At 69.6% G+C, this 19,768-nt stretch carries 21 protein-coding genes and 1 pseudogene; 9 read left to right on the plus strand and 13 right to left on the minus strand.

What is annotated here, in order from left to right; translation table 11 throughout:
* Positions 1-84: 84 nt before the first annotated feature.
* A complete protein-coding gene (locus tag A4R43_RS41210; protein WP_113697038.1) occupies positions 85-942 on the minus strand; it encodes an MBL fold metallo-hydrolase in 858 nt (285 codons plus the stop codon).
* 82 nt (positions 943-1,024) lie between these two features.
* Here A4R43_RS41210 and A4R43_RS41215 point away from each other — a divergent pair, with 82 nt between their 5' ends.
* From A4R43_RS41215 to A4R43_RS41225, 3 genes are all read left to right on the plus strand, one after another.
* Positions 1,025-1,861 (plus strand): LysR family transcriptional regulator, encoded by an 837-nt coding sequence (locus A4R43_RS41215; RefSeq protein WP_113697039.1) that lies wholly within the window; start codon positions 1,025-1,027, stop codon positions 1,859-1,861.
* A gap of 56 nt (positions 1,862-1,917) precedes the next feature.
* Positions 1,918-3,096: an MFS transporter gene (locus A4R43_RS41220; RefSeq protein ID WP_113697040.1), complete on the plus strand. Its 1,179-nt coding sequence runs from the start codon at positions 1,918-1,920 to the stop codon at positions 3,094-3,096.
* A gap of 75 nt (positions 3,097-3,171) precedes the next feature.
* The gene (locus tag A4R43_RS41225) at positions 3,172-4,803 is read left to right on the plus strand and encodes a GMC oxidoreductase (RefSeq protein WP_113697041.1); all 1,632 of its coding nucleotides are present in this window, start codon (positions 3,172-3,174) and stop codon (positions 4,801-4,803) included.
* An 11-nt stretch (positions 4,804-4,814) separates the two neighbouring features.
* Here the strand turns inward: A4R43_RS41225 and A4R43_RS41230 are convergent, their stop codons facing one another.
* Complete coding sequence (locus tag A4R43_RS41230) at positions 4,815-5,294, minus strand: carboxymuconolactone decarboxylase family protein (protein WP_113697042.1); 480 nt, start codon at positions 5,292-5,294, stop codon at positions 4,815-4,817.
* Positions 5,291-6,370: an NAD(P)H-dependent amine dehydrogenase family protein gene (locus A4R43_RS41235; RefSeq protein ID WP_113697043.1), complete on the minus strand. Its 1,080-nt coding sequence runs from the start codon at positions 6,368-6,370 to the stop codon at positions 5,291-5,293. Before A4R43_RS41235 ends, A4R43_RS41230 begins: the two co-directional genes overlap by 4 nt.
* 200 nt (positions 6,371-6,570) lie before the next feature.
* Between A4R43_RS41235 and A4R43_RS41240 the strand changes: the two genes are divergently transcribed.
* Complete coding sequence (locus A4R43_RS41240) at positions 6,571-7,764, plus strand: glycoside hydrolase family 64 protein (RefSeq protein ID WP_205215178.1); 1,194 nt, start codon at positions 6,571-6,573, stop codon at positions 7,762-7,764.
* 119 nt (positions 7,765-7,883) lie between these two features.
* Positions 7,884-8,255, plus strand: coding sequence for a hypothetical protein (locus tag A4R43_RS41245; protein WP_162788786.1), 372 nt, complete (start codon positions 7,884-7,886; stop codon positions 8,253-8,255).
* A 22-nt stretch (positions 8,256-8,277) separates the two neighbouring features.
* On the opposite strand, the gene A4R43_RS41250 is transcribed toward A4R43_RS41245, so the two are convergent.
* Positions 8,278-8,730, minus strand: coding sequence for a winged helix-turn-helix transcriptional regulator (locus A4R43_RS41250; protein ID WP_113697046.1), 453 nt, complete (start codon positions 8,728-8,730; stop codon positions 8,278-8,280).
* Between the two features lie 89 nt (positions 8,731-8,819).
* Here A4R43_RS41250 and A4R43_RS41255 point away from each other — a divergent pair, with 89 nt between their 5' ends.
* Positions 8,820-9,476: a DUF899 domain-containing protein gene (locus tag A4R43_RS41255; RefSeq protein ID WP_113697047.1), complete on the plus strand. Its 657-nt coding sequence runs from the start codon at positions 8,820-8,822 to the stop codon at positions 9,474-9,476.
* Here A4R43_RS41255 and A4R43_RS41260 read toward each other — a convergent pair.
* A complete protein-coding gene (locus A4R43_RS41260) occupies positions 9,471-9,932 on the minus strand; it encodes a MarR family winged helix-turn-helix transcriptional regulator (RefSeq protein ID WP_113697048.1) in 462 nt (153 codons plus the stop codon). The two genes, A4R43_RS41255 and A4R43_RS41260, sit on opposite strands and share 6 nt — an antisense overlap.
* Before the next feature lie 64 nt (positions 9,933-9,996).
* On the opposite strand from A4R43_RS41260, the gene A4R43_RS41265 reads away from it, so the two are divergent.
* Positions 9,997-10,419 (plus strand): RidA family protein, encoded by a 423-nt coding sequence (locus A4R43_RS41265; RefSeq protein ID WP_113697049.1) that lies wholly within the window; start codon positions 9,997-9,999, stop codon positions 10,417-10,419.
* Here the strand turns inward: A4R43_RS41265 and A4R43_RS41270 are convergent.
* The 7 genes and pseudogenes from A4R43_RS41270 to A4R43_RS41300 form a co-directional block, all read right to left on the minus strand.
* Positions 10,416-11,501, minus strand: a pseudogene (locus tag A4R43_RS41270) (IS630 family transposase). The gene A4R43_RS41265 and the pseudogene A4R43_RS41270 sit on opposite strands and share 4 nt — an antisense overlap.
* Positions 11,502-11,542: 41 nt before the next feature.
* A complete protein-coding gene (ligD, locus tag A4R43_RS41275; protein WP_113697050.1) occupies positions 11,543-12,481 on the minus strand; it encodes a non-homologous end-joining DNA ligase in 939 nt (312 codons plus the stop codon).
* A gap of 21 nt (positions 12,482-12,502) precedes the next feature.
* Positions 12,503-13,033 carry a YbaB/EbfC family nucleoid-associated protein gene (locus tag A4R43_RS41280; protein WP_113697051.1) on the minus strand — a complete coding sequence of 177 codons (531 nt, stop codon included), beginning with the start codon at positions 13,031-13,033 and terminating at the stop codon, positions 12,503-12,505.
* 19 nt (positions 13,034-13,052) lie between these two features.
* A complete protein-coding gene (locus A4R43_RS41285) occupies positions 13,053-14,087 on the minus strand; it encodes a hypothetical protein (protein WP_113697052.1) in 1,035 nt (344 codons plus the stop codon).
* Between the two features lie 8 nt (positions 14,088-14,095).
* Positions 14,096-14,473, minus strand: a complete 378-nt coding sequence (locus A4R43_RS41290) for a hypothetical protein (RefSeq protein WP_113698226.1) — start codon at positions 14,471-14,473, stop codon at positions 14,096-14,098.
* 74 nt (positions 14,474-14,547) lie between these two features.
* Entirely contained in the window at positions 14,548-16,011 is a 1,464-nt protein-coding gene (gene asnB, locus A4R43_RS41295) for an asparagine synthase (glutamine-hydrolyzing) (RefSeq protein ID WP_236808608.1), read from the minus strand.
* Between the two features lie 85 nt (positions 16,012-16,096).
* Positions 16,097-16,660 carry a hypothetical protein gene (locus A4R43_RS41300; RefSeq protein ID WP_113697054.1) on the minus strand — a complete coding sequence of 188 codons (564 nt, stop codon included), beginning with the start codon at positions 16,658-16,660 and terminating at the stop codon, positions 16,097-16,099.
* An 86-nt stretch (positions 16,661-16,746) separates the two neighbouring features.
* On the opposite strand from A4R43_RS41300, the gene A4R43_RS41305 reads away from it, so the two are divergent.
* Entirely contained in the window at positions 16,747-17,103 is a 357-nt protein-coding gene (locus A4R43_RS41305) for a hypothetical protein (RefSeq protein WP_113697055.1), read from the plus strand.
* A 252-nt stretch (positions 17,104-17,355) separates the two neighbouring features.
* Here the strand turns inward: A4R43_RS41305 and A4R43_RS41310 are convergent, their stop codons facing one another.
* Positions 17,356-18,492 (minus strand): ROK family transcriptional regulator, encoded by a 1,137-nt coding sequence (locus A4R43_RS41310; RefSeq protein WP_113697056.1) that lies wholly within the window; start codon positions 18,490-18,492, stop codon positions 17,356-17,358.
* A gap of 96 nt (positions 18,493-18,588) precedes the next feature.
* Between A4R43_RS41310 and xylA the strand changes: the two genes are divergently transcribed.
* A complete protein-coding gene (gene xylA, locus A4R43_RS41315) occupies positions 18,589-19,758 on the plus strand; it encodes a xylose isomerase (protein WP_113697057.1) in 1,170 nt (389 codons plus the stop codon).
* Positions 19,759-19,768 lie beyond the last annotated feature (10 nt).

The raw sequence follows: 19,768 nt of genomic DNA on the forward strand, positions 1-19,768 counted from the left end.
TACTGGGCGTACTCGGCCGATCGGCCCGTGCCGCCAGGGGCCGCCTGGGCGCGAAGAGCGCGAGCGTGACTTGCCGGACGGCGCCTAACCGGAGTGCTCGGCGAGGAAGCAGGCGACGGCCGTGTCGATCCATTCGCGTCCCCGCCAGTCTGGACGCCGGGTGATCATCAGCTCCCGCACCTCAGCGACGATCTGGTCGTCGGGGAGGCCCGCGTCCCGGCGGCGCCAGGTTTCGTCGCGCAGGACGTGCAGGTAGTCCCGGACCTCGGTGAGCAGCTCACCGCCGCCGACGTCGCCGTGGCCGGGCACGACCCGCGCCGGTGCCTCCTCGATCAGCCCTTCCACCACGCCGATCCAGCGCGTTCCGGACACCGCGACATCATGCGGCGGGAACCACGGGAAGATGGCGAACTGCCCGGTCTCCACCAGGTCGCCGGTGAACATCGTGCCCGCGTCGGGCACCGTGACGACCTGGTCACCGGCGCTGTGCGCGCGGCCCGTGGCACGCAGGCGGACCTCACGCCCGCCGAGGTCGAGCGTGTGGCCGTGCTCGTAGACCACGTCCGGCACCGGAATCTCCACGCCGTCGAGCTGGGCCGCGATCGACGGCCCGAGCCCGCGGAACATCTCCAGGTACCCGGCACCGCGGTGCGCCAGGTCCTCGGCCTGCGCGCGGTTGACCAGATAGGTGGCGTGCCCGCGGAACACCTGCGCGCCGAACGCGTGGTCCGGGTGGAAATGCGTGGTGGTCAGGAAAAGCTCACGGCCCCGCGCGAATCCGGTGGCGAATTCGAGCACCGGTTCCGCGTTGCGCGGCCCCATTCCGGTGTCCACCACCAGAACCGCGTCACGGCCGCCGATGATCCCGATGTTCGGCACCAGCTCGGCGTTCCGGTTCGGCAGCACCACGAGTTCGTCGGCGAGCACTTCTTCCGTTGTCATGCCACCATTCCAGGCGCGCCGGACCGGCGGTGTCCAAGACCTGTCCGGTATCCGCGATACCGGCGCAGTATCGTCACCGGTCATGGACCTGCGGACGCTGCGGTACTTCGTAACGGTGGCCGAGGAACGGCACTTCGGCCGGGCCGCGGCGCGCCTGCACATGACCCAGCCGCCGCTGAGCCGCGCGATCCGCGCCCTGGAAACCGAACTCGGTGTGGTCCTGTTCGACCGGTCGGCGCAGGGCGTTTCGCTCACCGCGGCGGGCGCGGGGCTGCTGGCCGAGGCGCGCCAGCTGCTCGACCACGCCGAGCAGGTGCGTGACCGGGTGACGGCCGGGCCCGCGCTGGTCGTCGGCACGCTCGCGGACAGCGCCGAGCGGCTGGGTTCCGGGCTCGTCGCCACCTTCCGCGAACGGCACCCGGACGTGGAAGTGCGTGTGCGCGAGGCCGACTTCAGCGATCCCACCTGCGGACTCCGAAGTGGACTCGTCGACGTGGCGCTGACCCGCGGTCCATTCGACGACAACGGGATCAGCACCCACACCCTGCGCGAGGAACCGGTCTCGGTCTTGCTGCGTGCCGACGATCCACTTGCGACACGCGAATCCCTGCGGCTGCGTGAACTCGACGACCGCCCGTGGTTCCGGCTCGACGGGGTCACCGACCCGGTCTGGGCCGCCTACTGGAGCGGTGGCCGCGACCGCGAAGGCCCGAAGGTGCGCACGGCCCAGGAATGCTTCCAGGCGGTGCGCTGGAATTCGACGATCGGGCTGATGCCGGGCGGTTCACCGCTGCCGGACGGGCTGACCGCGGTGCCGCTGGCGGACCTCCCGCCGTGCCCGCTGCTCATCGCGTGGCCGTCGAAACAGCCCCATCCGCTGGTGCGCTCGTTCGTGGTGACGGCCACTGACGTGGCCTGACCGCGCCTTGTCCGCGCCTTGACCTCGAGTGCGCTCGAGGTCCTAGCTTCGTGGCCATGACCGAAACGATCGTCGCCACGCGGCGCACCCCGAGCCCGTTGCTGGCGACGTTGCTCGGCGTCAGCACGATGACCATCATGGCGAGCGCCACCATCACGCCGTCGCTGCCGGGCATGGAACAGCACTTCGCCGGCACCCCGCACGCCGACGTGCTGGTCCGCCTTGTGCTCACCCTGCCGGGGCTGGCCATCATGCTCGCCGCGCCGGTGTTCGGGCTCGTCGGTGTCCGGCTCGGCCGCGTGCGCGTGCTCGTCGCCGGGCTGGTGCTGTACATCGTCGGCGGCGGTTCCGGGCTGCTGCTGGATTCCCTGCCCGCGCTGCTGGCCGGGCGGGTGCTGCTCGGCATCGGCATCGGCGCGATCATGACCACCGCCACCGCGCTGCTGGCCGACCACCACCCGCCGTCCGCGCACGGCCGCGTGCTCGGGCTGCAGGGCGCGGCCATGGGCTTCGGCGGGGTGGTGGCCCTGCTGCTCGGCGGCCTGCTGGCCGAGCTGAGCTGGCGCGGGCCGTTCGCGATCTACCTGCTCGCCCTGCCGATGCTGTTCCTGGTGGTGCGGAACGTGCCGGAGGCACCGGTGGCCGAGCGCGCGCCGGGCTCCGCCGGCGGTTCACCGTGGACCGCGCCGCTGCTCGGCCTGTACCTGCTCACCTTCCTCAGCATCACCGTGTTCTACGCGGTTCCCACGCAGGGCCCGTTCTGGCTGGCCGAGATCGGCGGCGCCGGGCCGGTGGTGACCGGCGCGATGATCGCCGCGCTGAACCTGGTGATGACCGCGATCGGGCTGAACTACGGCAAACTGCGCGCGCGGTGGGACTTCCGCGTGCTGGCGGCGGTGATGTTCGCCGCCTACGCCGCCGGGCTGGTGCTGGTCGGCACCGCCGGGAACCTGTGGATCGCCACCGCGGGCATGCTGGTCATCGGGCTCGGGGTGGGGCTGAGCAATCCGACGCTGAACGGCTGGGTGGTCTCCTCGGTCGACCCCGGCGCGCGGACGCGGGCGCTCGGCCTGGTCACGTCGGTGTTGTTCCTGGGGCAGTTCGCGTCGCCGCTGCTCGCGCAGCCGATCGTGGCCGCCGCCGGCCCCGGTGCCACCTTCGTGCTGGCGGGTGCGCTGGGTGCCGTGGTCGCGGTGGTGCTCGCCGGTCTCGCGATCACACGCCGGGGCCGCTGATCCGCCGTTCGGCCGATCCGTACGCTCGAGAGAAAGTATAACGTGTTCTCATAAGTCGAGCGTGAGGAACGTCACATGAACGGTAATTCCCTGTCCGGCACCGGCTCCACCGACTTCTCCCGGCGTGCGTTCATCGCTGGAACCGGTTCTATCCTCGGGCTGGCCGCGCTGGGCGGCGGCCGGGCGTCCGCCGCCCCGCCGCCGTCCCCCATCCCGGACGGGGCGCACGTGCCCGCGCTGGTGATCGGCACCGGGTACGGCGGCTCGGTCACCGCGCTGCGGCTCGCGCAGGCGGGCGTGGACGTGCACATGATCGAGATGGGCATGGCCTGGGACACCCCCGGCCCGGACGGCACCATCTTCGCCAACACCACCAGCCCGGACTACCGTTCGTACTGGCTGCGGACCAGGACCAAGCAGCCGCTGAGCAACTTCCTCGGCTTCCCGATCGACAAGGACGTCCCGCTGCACACCGGCATTCTCGACGCCGAGGACTTCAGCGGGATCAGCGTCTACCAGGGCCGCGGTGTCGGCGGCGGCTCGCTGGTCAACGGCGGCATGGCGGTCACGCCACGGCGCGAGAACTTCGGCGGGGTGCTGCCCTCGGTGAATCCCGACGAGATGTACAACGTGTACTACCCGCGCGCCAACGCCGGGCTCGGCGTGACCGAAGTGGACCCTGGCTGGTGGGAGAGCGCGGACTGCTACCAGTACGCGCGAGTCGGCCGCAAGCACGCCGAACGCTCCGGCTTCCCGTTCGTGTTCGTGCCCAACGTCTACGACTGGGACTACATGAAACAGGAGCAGGCGGGCGCGGTGCCCAGGTCGGCGTTGCGCGGTGAGGTGCTCTACGGCAACAACCACGGCAAGAAGACGCTGCAGAAGACCTATCTCGCGCAGGCTAGGGCCACCGGCCGGGTGGCCATCTCACCGCTGCACAAGGTCACCTCGGTGACCCCGGCCTCGGGCGGCCGCTACACCGTGGTCATCGAGCAGCTCAACACCACCGGGGTCACCACGGCCACCAAGGCCGTCACCGCCGACCGGGTGTTCTTCGCCGCGGGCAGCGTCGGCACCAGCAAGCTGCTGACCAAGCTCAAGGCCACCGGCGCGCTGCCCGGGCTCAACGGCGAGATCGGCAAGGGCTGGGGCGACAACGGCAACGTGATGTGCGGCCGCGCCAACCACATGTGGGACCCGACCGGCTCGCTGCAGTCGGCCATGCCCACCGCGGGCATCGACAACTGGGCGGCGGGCGGTGCGTTCGCCGAGGTCGCGCCGCTGCCGACGGGCATCGAGACCTACGCGTCGTTCTACCTGTCGATCACCAAGAACCCGAACCGCGGGCAGTTCACCTACCACCCGGCGACCGGCAAGGTCGAGCTGAACTGGCAGACCGCGTGGAAGCAGCCGTCCATCAACGCCGCCAAAACGATCTTCGACAAGATCAACGCCAAGGAGGGCACCATCTACCGGACGGACCTGTTCGGCGTGTACAAGATCTGGGGCGACCACCTGACCTACCACCCGCTCGGCGGCGTGGTGCTGAACAAGGCCACCGACAACTACGGCCGCCTGCACGGCCATCCCGGCCTGTACGTGGCCGACGGTTCGCTGATTCCCGGCAACACCAGCGTGAACCCGTTCGTCACGATCACCGCGCTCGCCGAGCGCAACGCCGAGCGCGTGATCGCCGAGGACTTCTAGAACGGGGATTTCTAGAACTTGGGCACCACGCACACCGCGTCGATGCCCAGCACGTGGTTGAGCCTGCCGAAGGCCAGCCAGGAACCGATGCTCATGCTCAGCTCGACGATTTCGGCCTGGCTGTAGTGCGTGGTCATCCTCGACCAGAACTCCTCGTCGAGGCCGTGGTGGTCCAGTGCGTACCGCTCGGCGTATTCGGCGGCCAGCCGCGTGCGGTCGTCGAAGGCGTCGGTGGTGCGCCACTGGGTCACCGCGTCGGCGAAGGTGTCCTCGACCTTCTGCCCGTCGCGTTCGGTGCGCCAGTCGAGGCAGAACACGCAGCCGTTGATCTGCGCGATCCGCAGCCGCGCCGCCTCGAACTCGCGCAGCCCGAGCGTGGTGTGGCTGTACACGGCCAGCGAGTAGTTCGACGCGGCGGTCCCGATGCCGGGCACCAGTTCGCCCCACACGTAACCGATCGGGTCCTTGCCATCGGGGATGTCGATGATCATCGGGTGCTCCTTCCGAGCCTGCCCGCCGCCGGGCGCAGGGGGACGTCGAGTGCGTCGTAGAGGCCTGGTTCGGTTTCGGTGAGCCAGTCGATCGCGTTGACCAGCCTGCCGACCGCGGTCGCGTTGCCGCCGGCGGAGCGGTTTTCCCCTTCGTCGCTGGCTTCCACGGTGACCTCGATGCGCGGGCGGCCCTCGATGATCACGCGGTGCGCGCCCGACGGGTTCGGCGGCTGCGGCCAGTCCGGGGCGCACGACGGGTGGATGCGGGTGACGTGCTCGATGACGATCCGCGGCTCACCGCCGACGATGCCCTGCACCTCGAACCGCACCGCGCCCTGGGTGCCCGCTTCGAACTCGCCCATGGTGCGGGTGCCGACGGTGGTCTCGAGTGGACGGCGTTCCAGCGTTTCGCGGATCTCGGTGACCTCGGCGCCGAGCGCCCTGGCGATCAGCCGCACCTGACCGCCCCAGACCATGGACGGCACCGAGGGCGCGAGCATCGGCGGCTGGTAGTCCATCGGCTGCCCCATGCCGACCAGGTAACGCACCGAATCCGGCTGCTCGTAGGTGGAGTAGTCGAAGATCTCCTGGCAGCGCACCGCGTCCACAGTGGTGCCGAGGCCGCTGAGCAGGGCGGGCAGCACGTCGTTGCCCCAGCCGGGGTCCACGCCGGAGACGAACAGCGAGCCGCCGCCTTCGTTGATCGCGGCCAGCACGGGTTCGCGCAGCTCCGGCGGGGCGTTGAGCTGGTCGTAGAGCGGGTAGAGCGCCGGGGTGACCACCACCGCGCCCGCGCGGATCGCGTCGGTGATGTCCTTGAGCGCCTCGTCGGGCCGGATGTCGCCGGAAGCGGCGTACACCACCGCGCGGGGTTTCGCGGCCAGCACGGCGGCCGGATCGCCGGTGGCGGACACGCCCAGCTCGTGGTCCAGACCAGCCAGCTCACCCGCGTCGCGGCCGAGCTTGTCCGGGTTGTGCACGAGCACGGCGGTGAGTTCGAGCGACGGGTGGGCGCCGACCGCGCGGATGGCCGCGCGGCCGATGTTGCCTGTGCCCCAGACAACTGTGGGAATCATGTCCAGGAGGCTAACGAAGATGTTGTTGGCTGCCTAGCCGCCGACGGGTGCGTCCGCGCCGATGCGTTGACAGGTAACCGAGAACGTGTGATCCTGGGAAGGCTCTCCCTTGTATCCGGAAGCGCACGGTCCCCGCCATTGAAGTCGCCTTCCGGTGCATTCTGTTTCGCTCCTGTGGATATTCCTGTTCGAGGAGGAGAATGCCCGTGTCCGTGAAAAGAAAGCTGCTGGCGCTCGGCGCCGCACTGGCCACCGCGGCCGGACTCGCCGCGGTGCCGGCCGTGTCCTCGGCGGCGGTGCCCGCCACCATCCCGCTGACCATCCAGAACAACTCCGGCCGCACCGAACCGATCTACGTCTACAACCTGGGTACCGAGCTGAGCACCGGGCGCCAGGGCTGGGCCGACGCGAACGGCACCTTCCACCCGTGGCCGGCCGGCGGCAACCCGCCGACCCCGGCGCCCGACGCGTCGATCCAGGGCCCGGCGAACGGCGGTTCGATCACCATCCGGCTGCCGAAGTTCTCCGGCCGCGTCTATTTCTCCTACGGCCAGAAACTGGTGTTCAAACTGACCACCGGCGGGCTCGTGCAACCCGCCGTGCAGAACCCGAGTGATCCCAACCGGAATATTTTGTTCAACTGGACCGAATACACGCTCAACGACGGCGGAATCTGGATCAACAGCACCCAGGTCGACATGTTCTCCGCGCCGTACTCGGTCGGCGTGCGAATGTCCGGTGGTGCGGAGAAAACCGCGGGCCGGTTGACGGCGGGCGGGTACCACGGTTTCTTCTCCGCGTTGAAGGCGCAGCCGGGCGGCTGGGGCAATCTGGTCCAGACCAAGCCGGACGGCAGTGTGCTGCGCGCGCTCTCGCCGGGCCACGGCGTGGGTGCCGGGCTGCTCAACGCCGCCATCATGGACGACTACATCAACCGCGTGTGGGCGAAGTACGCATCGTCCACTTTGACCGTCACGCCGTTCGCGGATCAACCCGGTACCAAGTACTTCGGCCGGGTCTCCGGGAACACGATGAACTTCACCAACTCGGCGGGCGCGGTGGTCACCTCGTTCCAGAAACCGGACTCCGACAGCGTGTTCGGCTGCTACAAGCTGCTCGACGCGCCGAACGACCTGGTGCGCGGGCCGATTTCGCGCACGCTGTGCGCCGGGTACAACCGGTCGACCCTGGTGAGCAACCCGAACCAGCCGGACGCCGGCTCGAGCGGCTTCTACCAGGACCCGGTGACCAACCACTATTCGCGCCTGATCCACGAGCGCATGGTCGACGGCAAGGCCTACGGCTTCGCCTTCGACGACGTCGGCCACCACGAATCACTGGTGCACGACGGCAACCCGGCCCAGGCGAGCATCACCCTGGACCCGTTCAGCTGATCAGGTGAGCGAGTAACACCGGCGGTGGCGGGAACGAGTTCATGGTGACCGCCACCGCCCGGAGGACTCGCATGATCGCATCAGGTCCAAAAAGGACAGTAAGCACCGGGGTGCGGCGGGTGGCCCTGCGCGGTGCGGTGATCGCGCTGGTGGCCACCGGGTGCACGGCCGCCCCGCCCGCCACCCCCGAGCCGTCGCCCACGCCGACGCCGCCGGTCAGCACGACGGCGCCGCCGTCGAGGGAAGTGGCCGTCGCGCCACCGGTCACGGCCGAGCTGAGGACCGCCGAAACCGGCCGGACCACCACGAAGGCCAAGCCGCCGCCCCGCCCGGCGCCGACGGCCGGTTACCAGTGCCGGGACGGGGACGAGGAACGCCACGAAGTGTGTGCCGAGCACAAGCGGTGGGTCGATGGGCAGGTCGAGTTCACCAACTGCCTCGACTCCGGTGGTGTCTGGGACGAGGAGGCGCAGCGGTGCGAACCCGGCTAGCCCTCGTGCGGGCTCGCGCGGGTCAGCACGCGCCTGGTCCCGGCAGCACGTCCAGGTCGGTGGCCCGCATCGGCTCGCCGCATTCCGAGCACCGCAGCTCGACGTGGCTGATCCGGCCGCACGCGTGGTGCCGGTAGAGCACCGGCGGCCCCGCCTCGCCGGCGAGCCACCGGTCGCCCCAGCGCACCATCACCAGCAGCAGGTCGCACAGCTCGGTGCCCCGCTCGGTGAGCACGTACTCGTGCCGCGGCGGGCGCTCCGAGTACGGCCGCCGCTCGAGCACCTCCTGCTCGGTCAGCCACTTCAGGCGTTCGGTGAGCACCTTGCGCGAGATGCCCAGCGACTCCTGCAACTGGTCGAACCGGTTGATACCCACGTAGACGTTCCGCAGGATCAGCGGCGACCACGGCTCGCCGATCACGTCCAACGTCCTGGCGATCGAACACGCCATCTCACCGAAGCGGGTGCGCTGCATGCGACCAGCCTAGCCGAGGGGGTTCCTTCAAGGAACTAACTGGGCTACAGTCGGTTCCGTCAGGGAACTCATCAGGGAAGGAGCGCACCATGAACCGGCCACGGGTGGTCTCCCCGGAGGAATGGCAGGTGGCTAGGGACGCGCTGCTGGTCAAAGAGAAGGAACACACCCGCGCGCTGGACGCCCTGGCCGCCGAGCGACGCCGGCTGCCGATGGTCCGGCTCGACCCGGGCTACCGGTTCACCGCGCCGGACGGCGAGGAAGTCGGCATGGCGCAGCTGTTCGGCGGCAAGCGGCAGCTGGTCATCTACCACTTCATGCTCCAGCCGGGGCAGGACCACCTGTGCGAGGGCTGCTGTTCGTTCACCGACAACCTCGCCGACCAGACCCACCTCAACGCCCGCGACACCCGCCTGATCCTGCTCTGCCGCGCACCCCAGGCCGAGATCGAGCCGGTTCGCAAGCGCATGGGCTGGACCGTGCCCTGGTACTCCAGCCACGGCAGCGGCTTCGAGGACGACCTCGGCCTGACCGGCGGCTTCGGGCTCAGCGTGCTCCTGCACGACAACGGCGAGTTCTTCCGCACCTACTTCACCACCTCGCGTGGCGTCGACCGGCTGCGGATGGACTTCAACCTGCTCGACCTGACCCCGTTCGGCCGCCAGGAGACCTGGGAGGACTCGCCGGAGGGCTGGCCGCAGACCCCGACCATGCAGTGGCTCCGCCTGCGCGACGAATACTCATGAAAGGTCGGCCGGGCGGATGCGGAGCTTGGCGGCGATCCGCGCCAGCGCCTGCTGGTCCTCGTCGGTGAGGGGGTCGAGCACGCACTCGCGCACCGAGCGGACGTGCACCGGCGCGGCGGCGACCACCACCTCGTAACCGGCGTCGGTGAGCGCGGCGATGGTGTACCGGCCGTCGTCGGGGTCGGGGTAGCGCTCGACCCAGCCGCGCTGCTCGAACCGCTTGACCACGTTCGACAGCCGCGAAAGCGAGCCGTTGGCCAGGTAGGCCAGCTCGCTCATCCGCAGCCGGCGCCCCGGCGCCTCCGAGACCTGGCTGAGCGCGAGGTATTCGAACAGGGTCAGCCCGGCCTCGTGCTGCAGCGGCGCCTCCAGCCGCCCCGGCAGCAGCAGGACCAGGGAGACCAGCCCGGTCCAGGCCTCCTTCTCGGCCGCGTTCAGCCACCGCGTCTCCTCCATGGGGGCAGCCTAGCGAGCGGTGGATGACTTCACGCTTGAAGCGATTCTGTGGTTTACTTCAAGCATGAAGTCAATTGAGCGCACCCGGCCCGAGTTCTTCGCCACCCCGGGATACGGCGACGAGCAGCTGGTCAACCTGCACTACAGCCAGGCCGTCCGCGTCGGGGACCGCGTCGAGATCTCCGGCCAGGGTGGCTGGGACAACGAATGGAACTTCCCGGAGAAACTCGAGGACGAGATCGTCCGGGCCTTCGACAACATCGAGCGGACCCTGGCCACGGCGGGCGCCACCTGGCACGACGTGATCTCGGTCGACTCCTACCACGTCGCCGGCGCCGAGGAGATCCGCGACGAGCACAACCCGGTGATGGTGGCGCAGTTCCGCAAGCGCATGGGGGAGCGCCGGCCCATCTGGACCGAACTCGGCGTGGCCGCCCTCGGCGCGCCCGGCATGCGCGTGGAAATCAGGGTGACCGCGGTGCTCTAGTGTCCTGAGTCGTTAATTCGTTGGCAGTAGGCGGCGAGGGATTCGAGGATCTGGTCTGCGGTGCGGGTCCAGACGTAGGGCTGGGGGTTGGTGTTCCACTGTTTGATCCAGTTTTGGATGTCTTTTTCCAGGGCTGAGACCGAGCGGTGGACGCCCCGGCGGAGCAGTTTGACGGTGATCTCGGCGAAGAAGCGTTCGACCAGGTTGAGCCAGCTCGAACCGGTCGGGGTGAAGTGCGGGTGGAAGCGCGGATGTTTGAGCAGCCACGTTTTCACAGCCGGGGTTTTGTGTGTTGACAGGTTGTCCAGGATGAGGTGCACGTCCAACTCGGCAGGCACGGTCTTGTCGATGGTGCGCAGGAACGCGAGGAATTCCTGGTGCCGGTGGCGGCGTTTCACCGCGCTGATCACCTGACCGGTGGCGATTTCGAGAGCGGCGAACAGGCTGGTGGTGCCGTGCCGGACGTAATCGAAACTCTGTCGTTCGGGCACGCCGGGCAGCATCGGCAACACGGGCGCGGACCGGTCCAGTGCTTGGATCTGGGTCTTCTCGTCCACGCACAGCACCACGGCTTTGGCGGGGGGATCGAGGTAGAGGCCGACGACGTCGCGGACCTTGTCCACGAACAGCGGATCCTTGCTGATCGTGAATGTGTCGATCTTGTGCGGTGTGAGGCCGAAGGCCCGTCAGATCCGCGAGACCGCGGACTGTGTCATTCCGGTCTGCGCGGCCAGTGCTCGGGTCGACCAGTGGGTGGCGTTGGCCGGCTTCGTTTCCAGCGTGGTGACCACGACATGTTCGACTTGCTCGTCGGTGATGGTGCGCGGTCGGCCGGGGCGCGGTTCGTCGGACAGGCCGTCGAGCCTGTCACGGACGAACCGTGCCCGCCAGGTCGCCACCGTGCCCCGGTTGAGCCGTAGTCGTTCGGCGATGTCGGTGTTGGAACCACCTTCGGCGCAGGTGAGCACGATCCGTGCTCGCATGGCCAGTCCCTGAGCGGTGGTCCGGCGCCGCGTCCAGCCTTCCAGGATGCGACGTTCCTCGTCGGTCAGGGTCAGCGGCACCAACTTCGCACTCGGCATCAACCCAGACTACGGTGACCAAAAATTAACGACTCAGGACACTAGTCACCCTTGTCCAGGCCGTCCCGGTCGGCCCACTCCAGCAGGGTGTCCACTGTGTACGCCACGTCGTCGATCTTCTCGTGCGGGTCACCCAGTTCGGCGAACCTGCGGGAGACCACTCCGATGGTGCACTCCCGCGGCTCGACCTCGTCGACCTCGGCCCAGGTGATCGGCGTGGACACCACCGCCTCCGGCACCCCGCGCACCGAGTACGCGCTGGCGATGGTGTGGTCGCGGGTGTTCTGGTTGTAGTCGACAAAAACCTTGTCCGGCTCGCGGTCCTTGCGCCACCACGCGGTGGTCACGTCGTCCGGGGCGCGGCGCTCGACCTCCTTGGCGAAGGCGAGCGCCGCGCGCCGGACCTCCTGGAAACCCCGGTCCGGCTTGATGCGAACGTAGACGTGCAGGCCGTCGCCGCCGGAGGTCTTCGGCCAGCCGGTGATGCCGAGCTCGTCGAGCACCTCGTGCGCGACGTGCGCGACCCGGCGCACGCGGTCGAAGTCGCACTCCGGCATCGGATCCAGGTCGATCCGCCACTCGTCCGGGTGCTCGGTGTCCGCGCGCCGCGAGTTCCACGGGTGGAACTCCACAGTGGACATCTGCACCGCCCAGATGACGCTGGCCAGCTCGGTCACGCACAGTTCGTCGGCGTGCCTGCCGTACCGCGGGAAGTGCACCCGGACGGTCTCCAGCCACGGCGGCGCGCCACCGGGCACGCGCTTCTGGTGCACCTTCTCCCCGGCCACCCCGGACGGGAACCGGTGCAGCATGCACGGCCGCTCACGCAGCGCGCGCACGATGCCGTCACCCACCGAAAGGTAGTAGTTGACCAGGTCGAGCTTGGTCTCACCCCGGGCGGGGAAGTACACCCGATCCGGGTTCGACACCCGGACCGTGCGCGGGCCGACCTCGATCTCCACCGCGGGTGACTTGCTCATGCGACCACGCTAACGCGCCGATCACCACGACGGGTCGAACCGGACGCCCTTCTCGTAGAACTCGTCATCCGATTCGGGCTCGGCGCGCTTCTCCGGCTCACGCCACGAACCGGACCGGTCACGGAGAATGCCGGTCTCCGGCTTCCCGCCAGAACCCGGCCCAGAGCCAGACCCGGCCGCCCCGGCGTCCGGTGCGGCCGTGGCCGGGTCGAACTTGAGCCGCCAGCGCAGCCGGTCGGTGACGTAACCGGCGTTGCCCATCGGGCTGAGCAGTTCCGCGCTGCGCTGGGCCGACTCGCGCTGGGCCTGCGCGTAGGTCCGCAGCACCAGGTCGGCGAGTTCGCTGGGCGACAGCTTCGAGGCACCCGGCGACAGCCGCAGCCCGGTCATCACCCCGTCGGTGTTGACCGAAAGGCTGACCGTGCCGTCCGGGGAACCGGCGCTCACCGACAGCTCCTGCAGCGCCTTGACGATCGCCTCCCGGTCCGCCTTGGCGGGCGGCTTCTTCGCCGGTGGCTTCTTCGGCGACCGCGGTGGTGGCTTGCCGGTCATCGCTGAACCACCTCCCCGCTCAGGTTAGCGGAGCCGGGGCGCCCCCGGCGCTGTCCACCTGGCCGTCGGGCGCGATGTCGACGCCCGATTCACGGACCCGCCGCTCGCGGTCCTTGTCCAGCCGCTCGGTCTCGAACGAGTCCGGGTCGAACGACGAGCCGGGGCTGACGTCCGGCGGCGGCGGGATCGCCGGCAGGTCCTCCGCCTCGATGTCGATCTGCTTGGCCAGGTCCTCCATCGAGGTGACCATGGCATCGCGCAGCTTGTCGGTCTGCTCGAAGAAGCTCGACACCAGCTCGAAGATGTTGTCACCGGTGATCTCGGCGGCGTTCGCGATGCTCGCGCTGATCGCGGAACCCGCCACGTTGCCCGCGATGATCGCGCCCTTCGCGGTGGCCGAGAGCACCGCCGCGCCCGCGGCCGCGCCCGCACCGGCGGTGGCCACGGTGAGCAACCCGGCCACCGCGCCGGCGAAGGCCGCGCCGAGCACCTTGAGCATGGCCGATTCGCTCTTCTTCGACTTGTCTTCCTGGTACTTCTCGGCGACGGCCTTGAACGATTCGCCGAGGTTGACCAGGTCACCCCTGGCCGAGGCGATCGCCTCGCGCGCGGCCACCACGTCGCTCTCCAGCACGGTGATCTTCGTGCCGACGCGGTCGTAGATGTGCGCCAGGTTGTTGATGTAGGCCTTGACGTCGTTGGCCGCGTCCCCGCGCCAGTGCTCCAGCCGCTTCTCTGCCTGGTCCAGCTCCGACTTGGAGTTGTCGATCAGCGCCTTCCAGATCTTGTCCTGCTCGTTGATCAGCGCCTGCAGCCCGCTGTCGGAGTCGCGGTCGATGTCGGCGGCGGAGAACTCGCGGTAGATGTCCGCGGTCTGCTTGCGCCACTTCTCGACCTCGTCCTCCGGCATCCAGAACTCGGTCCAGCGCAGGATGTCGAGCGCGTCGAGCGCGGCGTTGGCGCCGTCGAGCAGGTCCTCGCTGATGCCTTCGAGATGGGCCTCGCGGTTGTTGTCGTACGAGGTCGTCTCGACCGCGCCGAAGTACTCGTCCATGCCCGGCCTCAGCTTTCGTCCAGCTCGGCGGCCGCGCGCCGCAGCCGGGAGCGCGAGTCCTCGTCGGCCTTCTCGTACAGCTCGGCGACGGTGTTCAGCGCGCGGCTCGAGTCCAGCGTGCTCTGGTGCAGTTCGGCGAGCATCTTCTCCACCTTGGCGCGGTGGTTCTCGTAGGCGCGGGCCACCGCCTGCATGCCCAGCGACTGCCCGAAGGCGTTGTCCACCGGGATGATCCCGGAAATGTCGAAGATGCTCTCCCGGGGCGGGGCTACCGGGACGTCCTGCTGGTGCTCGCTGTCCCTGGCCGCCGCGGCCGCGTCGGCCGCCGCCGCCAGGTGGGCACTGGACGCCCGGAGGTCGTCCAGGTCCGTCTCGAATCCGATCATGGCGTGCATGAAAGCACCGGCCACCCACGGCAACGCGGAAAAACCCCGGTGGAGTGGTTCAGATCACCGATCGCTCAGGTGGTCGCGAACAAACCCAGCGTGGACCCGGGACGAATGCCATTGAGCTCACTGCGCCAAATGGCGTAGAAGGCAGCCTCCTCTTTGGACCGGAGCTCGACGCCCTCGGCTTCGGCGACCTCCGGCGCGGCGAGCACGGCCTGCTCCAGCACGTCCTTCGCGCCCGAGCCGTCGCCGAACTGTTCCTTGCCGCGGCGCAGGATCTCCTCCGGCAGCCAGCCGTCGAAGGCGTCGCGCAGCAGCTTCTTGGCCTCGCGCCCGGGGCCGATCATCTTGTGCTCCGGCGGGATCGACAGCGCCAGCCCGATCACGTCGCGGTCCAGGAACGGCACCCGCGCCTCCATGCCGAAGGCCATCGTGGTGCGGTCGCAGCGCTGCAGGTTCAGGTGGTGCAGTTCGTTGACCGTGCGCACCAGCTCGGCCTGCAGCGCGTCGGGATTGGTGAACGGTTCCTGGTGGTAGTAGTCGTAACCGGCGAACAGCTCGTCGGCGCCCTCCCCGGTGAGCACGGCGTGCACCCGCTTCGAGGCGTACTCGGCGAGCAGCAGGTTCGGCACCGCGCTGCGCACCAGCGACGGGTCGAAGTGCTCGATCGCGCGCACCGCCTTCGGCAGCGCGGTCATCGCGTCCTCGGCGGTCATCACGATCTCGTGGTGCTCGGTGCCGAGGTGGTCGGCGACCACCCTGGCCGCGGCCAGGTCGGAGCTGCCGGGGGCGCCGATGGCGAAGGTGGGCAGCGGCTGGCGGTGGCGCAGCGCGTACTCGGCGGCGACCGCGGCCACGATGGCCGAGTCGAGCCCGCCGGAGAGGAACACGCCGATGCCGACGTCGCTCATCATCCGGTTCTCGACCGCGGCCACGATCGTCTCGCGCACCGATTTCAGCAGGTCGTCGCCCCAGACGCCGGGCTCGGTGTCGCTCGGGAGGCGGTGCGCCGGGCGCAGCACCGCCGGCACCGCGTCGGCGAAGCGGACCAGCCCGGACTCCGGGCTCCAGCAGCAGCCCGGCGGGAAGCTCTCCACCAGCGGGCGGTCGGCCTCGTCGAAGGCACGCAGCTCGCTGGCGAACAGCGTCACCTCCGGCTTGCGCGCCCAGTACAGCGGCTTCACGCCCACCGCGTCACGGGCGACGAGGAACTGCCCGTCGTCGGTCATGAAGGCGAGGGTGAACATGCCGCGCAGCCTGGCCAGTCCGGCCGGGCCGTCCACGATCAGCGCGTGCAGCGCGGCTTCGCTGTCCGAGCCGGTCTCGAACAGCTCGTGCCCGAGGTCCTCGCGGATGTTGCGGTGGTTGTAGATCTCGCCGTTGGCCACCAGGTGGGTGGTGCCGCCGGGGTCGCTCATCGGCTGCGCGCCGCCATCGACGTCCATAATGGACAGACGCTGGTGGCCGAGCCAGACGCGGCCCCGGTGGATCTCCCCGGTGTCGTCCGGGCCTCGATGCTTGATGCGGGAGAGCATCTCCCGGCAGAGTTGGGTATCGACTTCACCGACCGCAGCGACAATTCCGCACACCGTGCTGTACCTCCCGGGTCGGCACCCGAGTCTAATTGGCGGTTGGTGAATTTGCCGTGTTCGACCGGGTCAGACGTGACGCAACGTACAAACTGCCGGTCAGCAGGGTGAGCCCGGACAGCACCCCGCTGACGATCGGAATCCAGGCGACCGCCGAGGTCAGGGCCATGATCAGGCCGATCGCGCCGTAGGCGGTGAGCAGCCAGGCCGGGACCAGGATGCTCCGCTGCCGCCAGATCGAGGCGAACGGGATGAAGTGGATCCCGACCACGAGAGCCACCCAGGCGACTCCGGTCTGTGACGGCGCGTCGAGCAGGCGGAGCACCGCCGACCCCGCCGCGAACAACACCAGCTCGCCGACGACCACGATCCAGTACTTCACCCCGAACCAGGTGGCGCCGCGATCACCCGGCGACGGCGGCGCGGCCAGCCCACGCCGCAGCGCGACCACGGCCATGATCAGGAACGAGGCCAGCGCGAGACCGGCCAGTGCACGGACGATCAGGGCGAACGTAGGATTGAGCGGTTCGTTGGCGTTCACCATGACGAACACCGTCCCGAAAACGGCACCGATGAGGGCCCCCAGAATTGGCATGGCGTGACGGTACTCGGGGGCTGCGGGGCAGGTTAGGGTGAACGCCCAGTGACGCCTTTCGAATGCAAAGGCGAAGGGAGACGGCGATGGCAGGGAGTCCGAAGTTCGGGCGGATCGACCCCCTCTGCTGGGTCGTTGTGGTCCCGATGGTGGTCGTTTCGGTCGTTTTGATCGTGTTTGTCGGACTTCGTGACGTCGGTATCGGCCTCGCCGTGCTCGCGGTGTTACTCCTCGTGTTCGACTCGTGGGCCAACCGCCCCCGCCCCGAACTCGAGGACGACGACACCGGCGGCAGGCGAACCCCGCCCCCGGCGAACCGCCAGCGCCCGGCCCAGCAGCGGCCCGCGCAGCAACGCCCGGCACGTGCGCCCCAGCAGCGTCAGCAGCCACGGCAGCCCCAGCGCCCGCAGCAACGCCCGCGCCGCCCGCAAGCCCGCCGATAACCTCACGCTTCGCCGCGCCCACTCCGCCGGGCCCGCGCCACCCGCTCCGCTCGCGCCACCCGCTCCGCTCGCGCCTCGCCCAGCCCGCGCTTCCCGCTTCGCCGGGCCCCGCCGCTCCCTCCCGATGGACACGAATGTGGCTTTCGGGGCCGAATCCGCCCCGAAAGCCACATTCGTGTCCACTCGGCCCACCCGCCGCCCGCCGCGCCTAGCCGGGCACGCACAAACCGGGCACCTCACGCGCAGCCGGGCTCAATTGCCGGGGTGGGCCCCCGCCAGAATGCGCCGGATCACCGAAGCCGCCGCCCCGCGAACCGCCGCCCCCGTCCCCAGCGGCGAACGCACCAACCGCACCGGTGACCAGGCCGTGCTCGCCACCCGCTGTTCCAGCTCCGCCAGCAACGGCTCCCGCAACCACGGCTCCAACCGGGCATACGTCCCCCCGAGCACCACCGCCGGCACGTCCACCAGGTTGACCACTGTGGACAGTCCGATCCCGAGCCACCGCGCCGCTTCGGTGACCGCCGAAACCGCTGTGGCGTCACCGTCTTCGAGCCGCGAGATCAGTTCGTCCACCGAAGAGGTACCGGCCAGGCGCAGGATTTCCTCCTGCCCCGCCATCCGTTCCAGGCACCCCTGCGCCCCACACGAACACCGCGGCCCGCGCGGGTTCACTGGCAGGTGCCCGATTTCCCCGCCCAGCCCGCGCACGCCCTCGAACAGCGAGCGCCCGAGCACCAGGCCCGCGCCGATGCCGATCTCCCCGGACACGTGCACAAAATCCGGCAGCCCCGAACCGTGCCACAGTTCGGCGAGCGCGGCGAAGTTCGCCTCGTTCCCCACGGAAAAGGTGCCGCCGAGCTTCGCGGCGAGGTCGACGTCGTGCCAGCCGAGGTTCGGCGCCAGCCGCACCACGCCCGTGCTCGACTCCACCAGCCCCGGCACCGCGATGCTCACCCCGCCCACCGGCACGCCCAGCGCCTCGGCCCGCTTCCGTGCCGAAGCCAGGAAATCCTTGGTGCGGCGGAACACCCGCGGCGTGCGGTTGTCGGCGAACCGGACCTCCTCCGCGCGCACCGCGCCGGTCAGGTCGACCAGGCAGTACGCGAGGTAGTCCACGCCCACCTCCACGCCGAGCCCGTGCGGGCCGGTGGGGGACAGGGACACCACGGTGCCGCGCCTGCCCGGCCCGTTGCGCCGTTCGGGCTCACCCTCGGCGACCAGCCCGGCCGCGATCAGCGCGTCGACCACGCTGGACACGGTCGCCTTGGTCAGCCCGGTGGCCGCGGCCAGCCCGGCCCGCGAGACCCCGGGGCCGTCGGCGATCGCCCGCAGCACGAGGGCGGAGTTGTGCTGGCGCACGGTGTGCTGTCCGGCGGGCCCGATCATCGGGCGATTGTATTCGTTCGATGCCTGAACGAAAGCCTTGACCCGGCTGCCGCGCCGCCGATAAGTTCAGGCATCAAACTTATTCATGGAGGCGTGATGACGCAGGCACCGACGCGCGAGGACAAGTTCAGCTTCGGGCTGTGGACGGTGGGCTGGCAGGCGAACGACATGTTCGGCTCGGCCAGCCGTCCGCCGCTGGACGCGGTGGAGGCCGTGCACCGGCTCTCCGAGCTCGGCGCCTGGGGCATCACCTTCCACGACGACGACCTGATCCCGTTCGGCTCGGCCGACGACGAGCGCGAGCGGCGGCTCAAGCGCTTCCGGGCGGCGCTGGCCGAGACCGGGATGGTGGTGCCGACGGTCACCACGAACCTGTTCAGCCACCCGATCTTCAAGGACGGCGGCCTGACCAGCAACGACCGCGCGGTCCGCCGGTTCGCGCTGCGCAAGGTCATGCGCAACATGGAGCTGGCCGCCGAGCTGGGCGCGTCCACCTACGTGCTCTGGGGCGGCCGCGAAGGCGCCGAGACCGACGCCGCCAAGGACATCAAGGCGGCGATGGACCGCTACCGCGAGGGCATCGACTTCCTCGCGCAGTACGTGCTCGACCAGGGCCTCGGCCTGCGCCTCGCGCTCGAGCCGAAGCCGAACGAGCCGCGTGGCGACATCCTGCTGCCCACCGTCGGCCACGCGCTGGCGTTCATCTCCACCCTGCAGAACCACGAGATCGTCGGCGTCAACCCGGAGGTCGGCCACGAGCAGATGGCCGGGCTGAACGTGGTGCACGGCTTCGGGCAGGCGCTGTGGCAGGGCAAGCTGTTCCACGTCGACCTCAACGGCCAGCGCGGCCCCCGCTTCGACCAGGACCTGGTCTTCGGCCACGGGGACGTGCTGTCCTCGTTCTTCCTGGTCGACCTGCTCGAACACGGCGGCTACGACGGCCCGCGCCACTTCGACTACAAGCCGCTGCGCACCGAGAACATGGACGGCGTGTGGGAGAGCGCGGCCGCGAACATGCGCAGCTACCTCATCTTCGCCGAGCGCTCGCGTGCCTTCCGCGCCGATCCCGAGGTGCAGGAGGCGCTGGCCGCCGCGCTGGTGCCGGAGCTGGCGGTGCCCACGCTGAACGAGGGCGAGACCGCCGCCGACCTGCTCGCCGACCGGTCCGCGTTCGAGGACTTCGACCCGGACAAGGCAGCGGAGCGTGGTTACGGCTTCGTGCGGCTCGCCCAGCTGGCGCTGGACCATCTCACCGGAGCTCGCTGACCGCTCACGT

The sequence above is a fragment of the Amycolatopsis albispora genome, from assembly GCF_003312875.1.
GTDB classification, from domain to species: domain Bacteria; phylum Actinomycetota; class Actinomycetes; order Mycobacteriales; family Pseudonocardiaceae; genus Amycolatopsis; species Amycolatopsis albispora.

What these genes read in the sequence shown, in the direction of transcription:
- A4R43_RS41210 (WP_113697038.1), bottom strand. Translation starts at nt 942, where the DNA reads ATGACAACGGAAGAAGTGCTCGCCGACGAACTCGTGGTGCTGCCGAAC.
- A4R43_RS41215 (WP_113697039.1), top strand. Translation starts at nt 1,025, where the DNA reads ATGGACCTGCGGACGCTGCGGTACTTCGTAACGGTGGCCGAGGAACGG.
- A4R43_RS41220 (WP_113697040.1), top strand. Translation starts at nt 1,918, where the DNA reads ATGACCGAAACGATCGTCGCCACGCGGCGCACCCCGAGCCCGTTGCTG.
- A4R43_RS41225 (WP_113697041.1), top strand. Translation starts at nt 3,172, where the DNA reads ATGAACGGTAATTCCCTGTCCGGCACCGGCTCCACCGACTTCTCCCGG.
- A4R43_RS41230 (WP_113697042.1), bottom strand. Translation starts at nt 5,294, where the DNA reads ATGATCATCGACATCCCCGATGGCAAGGACCCGATCGGTTACGTGTGG.
- A4R43_RS41235 (WP_113697043.1), bottom strand. Translation starts at nt 6,370, where the DNA reads ATGATTCCCACAGTTGTCTGGGGCACAGGCAACATCGGCCGCGCGGCC.
- A4R43_RS41240 (WP_205215178.1), top strand. Translation starts at nt 6,571, where the DNA reads ATGCCCGTGTCCGTGAAAAGAAAGCTGCTGGCGCTCGGCGCCGCACTG.
- A4R43_RS41250 (WP_113697046.1), bottom strand. Translation starts at nt 8,730, where the DNA reads ATGCAGCGCACCCGCTTCGGTGAGATGGCGTGTTCGATCGCCAGGACG.
- A4R43_RS41255 (WP_113697047.1), top strand. Translation starts at nt 8,820, where the DNA reads ATGAACCGGCCACGGGTGGTCTCCCCGGAGGAATGGCAGGTGGCTAGG.
- A4R43_RS41260 (WP_113697048.1), bottom strand. Translation starts at nt 9,932, where the DNA reads ATGGAGGAGACGCGGTGGCTGAACGCGGCCGAGAAGGAGGCCTGGACC.
- A4R43_RS41265 (WP_113697049.1), top strand. Translation starts at nt 9,997, where the DNA reads ATGAAGTCAATTGAGCGCACCCGGCCCGAGTTCTTCGCCACCCCGGGA.
- ligD (WP_113697050.1), bottom strand. Translation starts at nt 12,481, where the DNA reads ATGAGCAAGTCACCCGCGGTGGAGATCGAGGTCGGCCCGCGCACGGTC.
- A4R43_RS41280 (WP_113697051.1), bottom strand. Translation starts at nt 13,033, where the DNA reads ATGACCGGCAAGCCACCACCGCGGTCGCCGAAGAAGCCACCGGCGAAG.
- A4R43_RS41285 (WP_113697052.1), bottom strand. Translation starts at nt 14,087, where the DNA reads ATGGACGAGTACTTCGGCGCGGTCGAGACGACCTCGTACGACAACAAC.
- A4R43_RS41290 (WP_113698226.1), bottom strand. Translation starts at nt 14,473, where the DNA reads ATGATCGGATTCGAGACGGACCTGGACGACCTCCGGGCGTCCAGTGCC.
- asnB (WP_236808608.1), bottom strand. Translation starts at nt 16,011, where the DNA reads ATGCTCTCCCGCATCAAGCATCGAGGCCCGGACGACACCGGGGAGATC.
- A4R43_RS41300 (WP_113697054.1), bottom strand. Translation starts at nt 16,660, where the DNA reads ATGCCAATTCTGGGGGCCCTCATCGGTGCCGTTTTCGGGACGGTGTTC.
- A4R43_RS41305 (WP_113697055.1), top strand. Translation starts at nt 16,747, where the DNA reads ATGGCAGGGAGTCCGAAGTTCGGGCGGATCGACCCCCTCTGCTGGGTC.
- A4R43_RS41310 (WP_113697056.1), bottom strand. Translation starts at nt 18,492, where the DNA reads ATGATCGGGCCCGCCGGACAGCACACCGTGCGCCAGCACAACTCCGCC.
- xylA (WP_113697057.1), top strand. Translation starts at nt 18,589, where the DNA reads ATGACGCAGGCACCGACGCGCGAGGACAAGTTCAGCTTCGGGCTGTGG.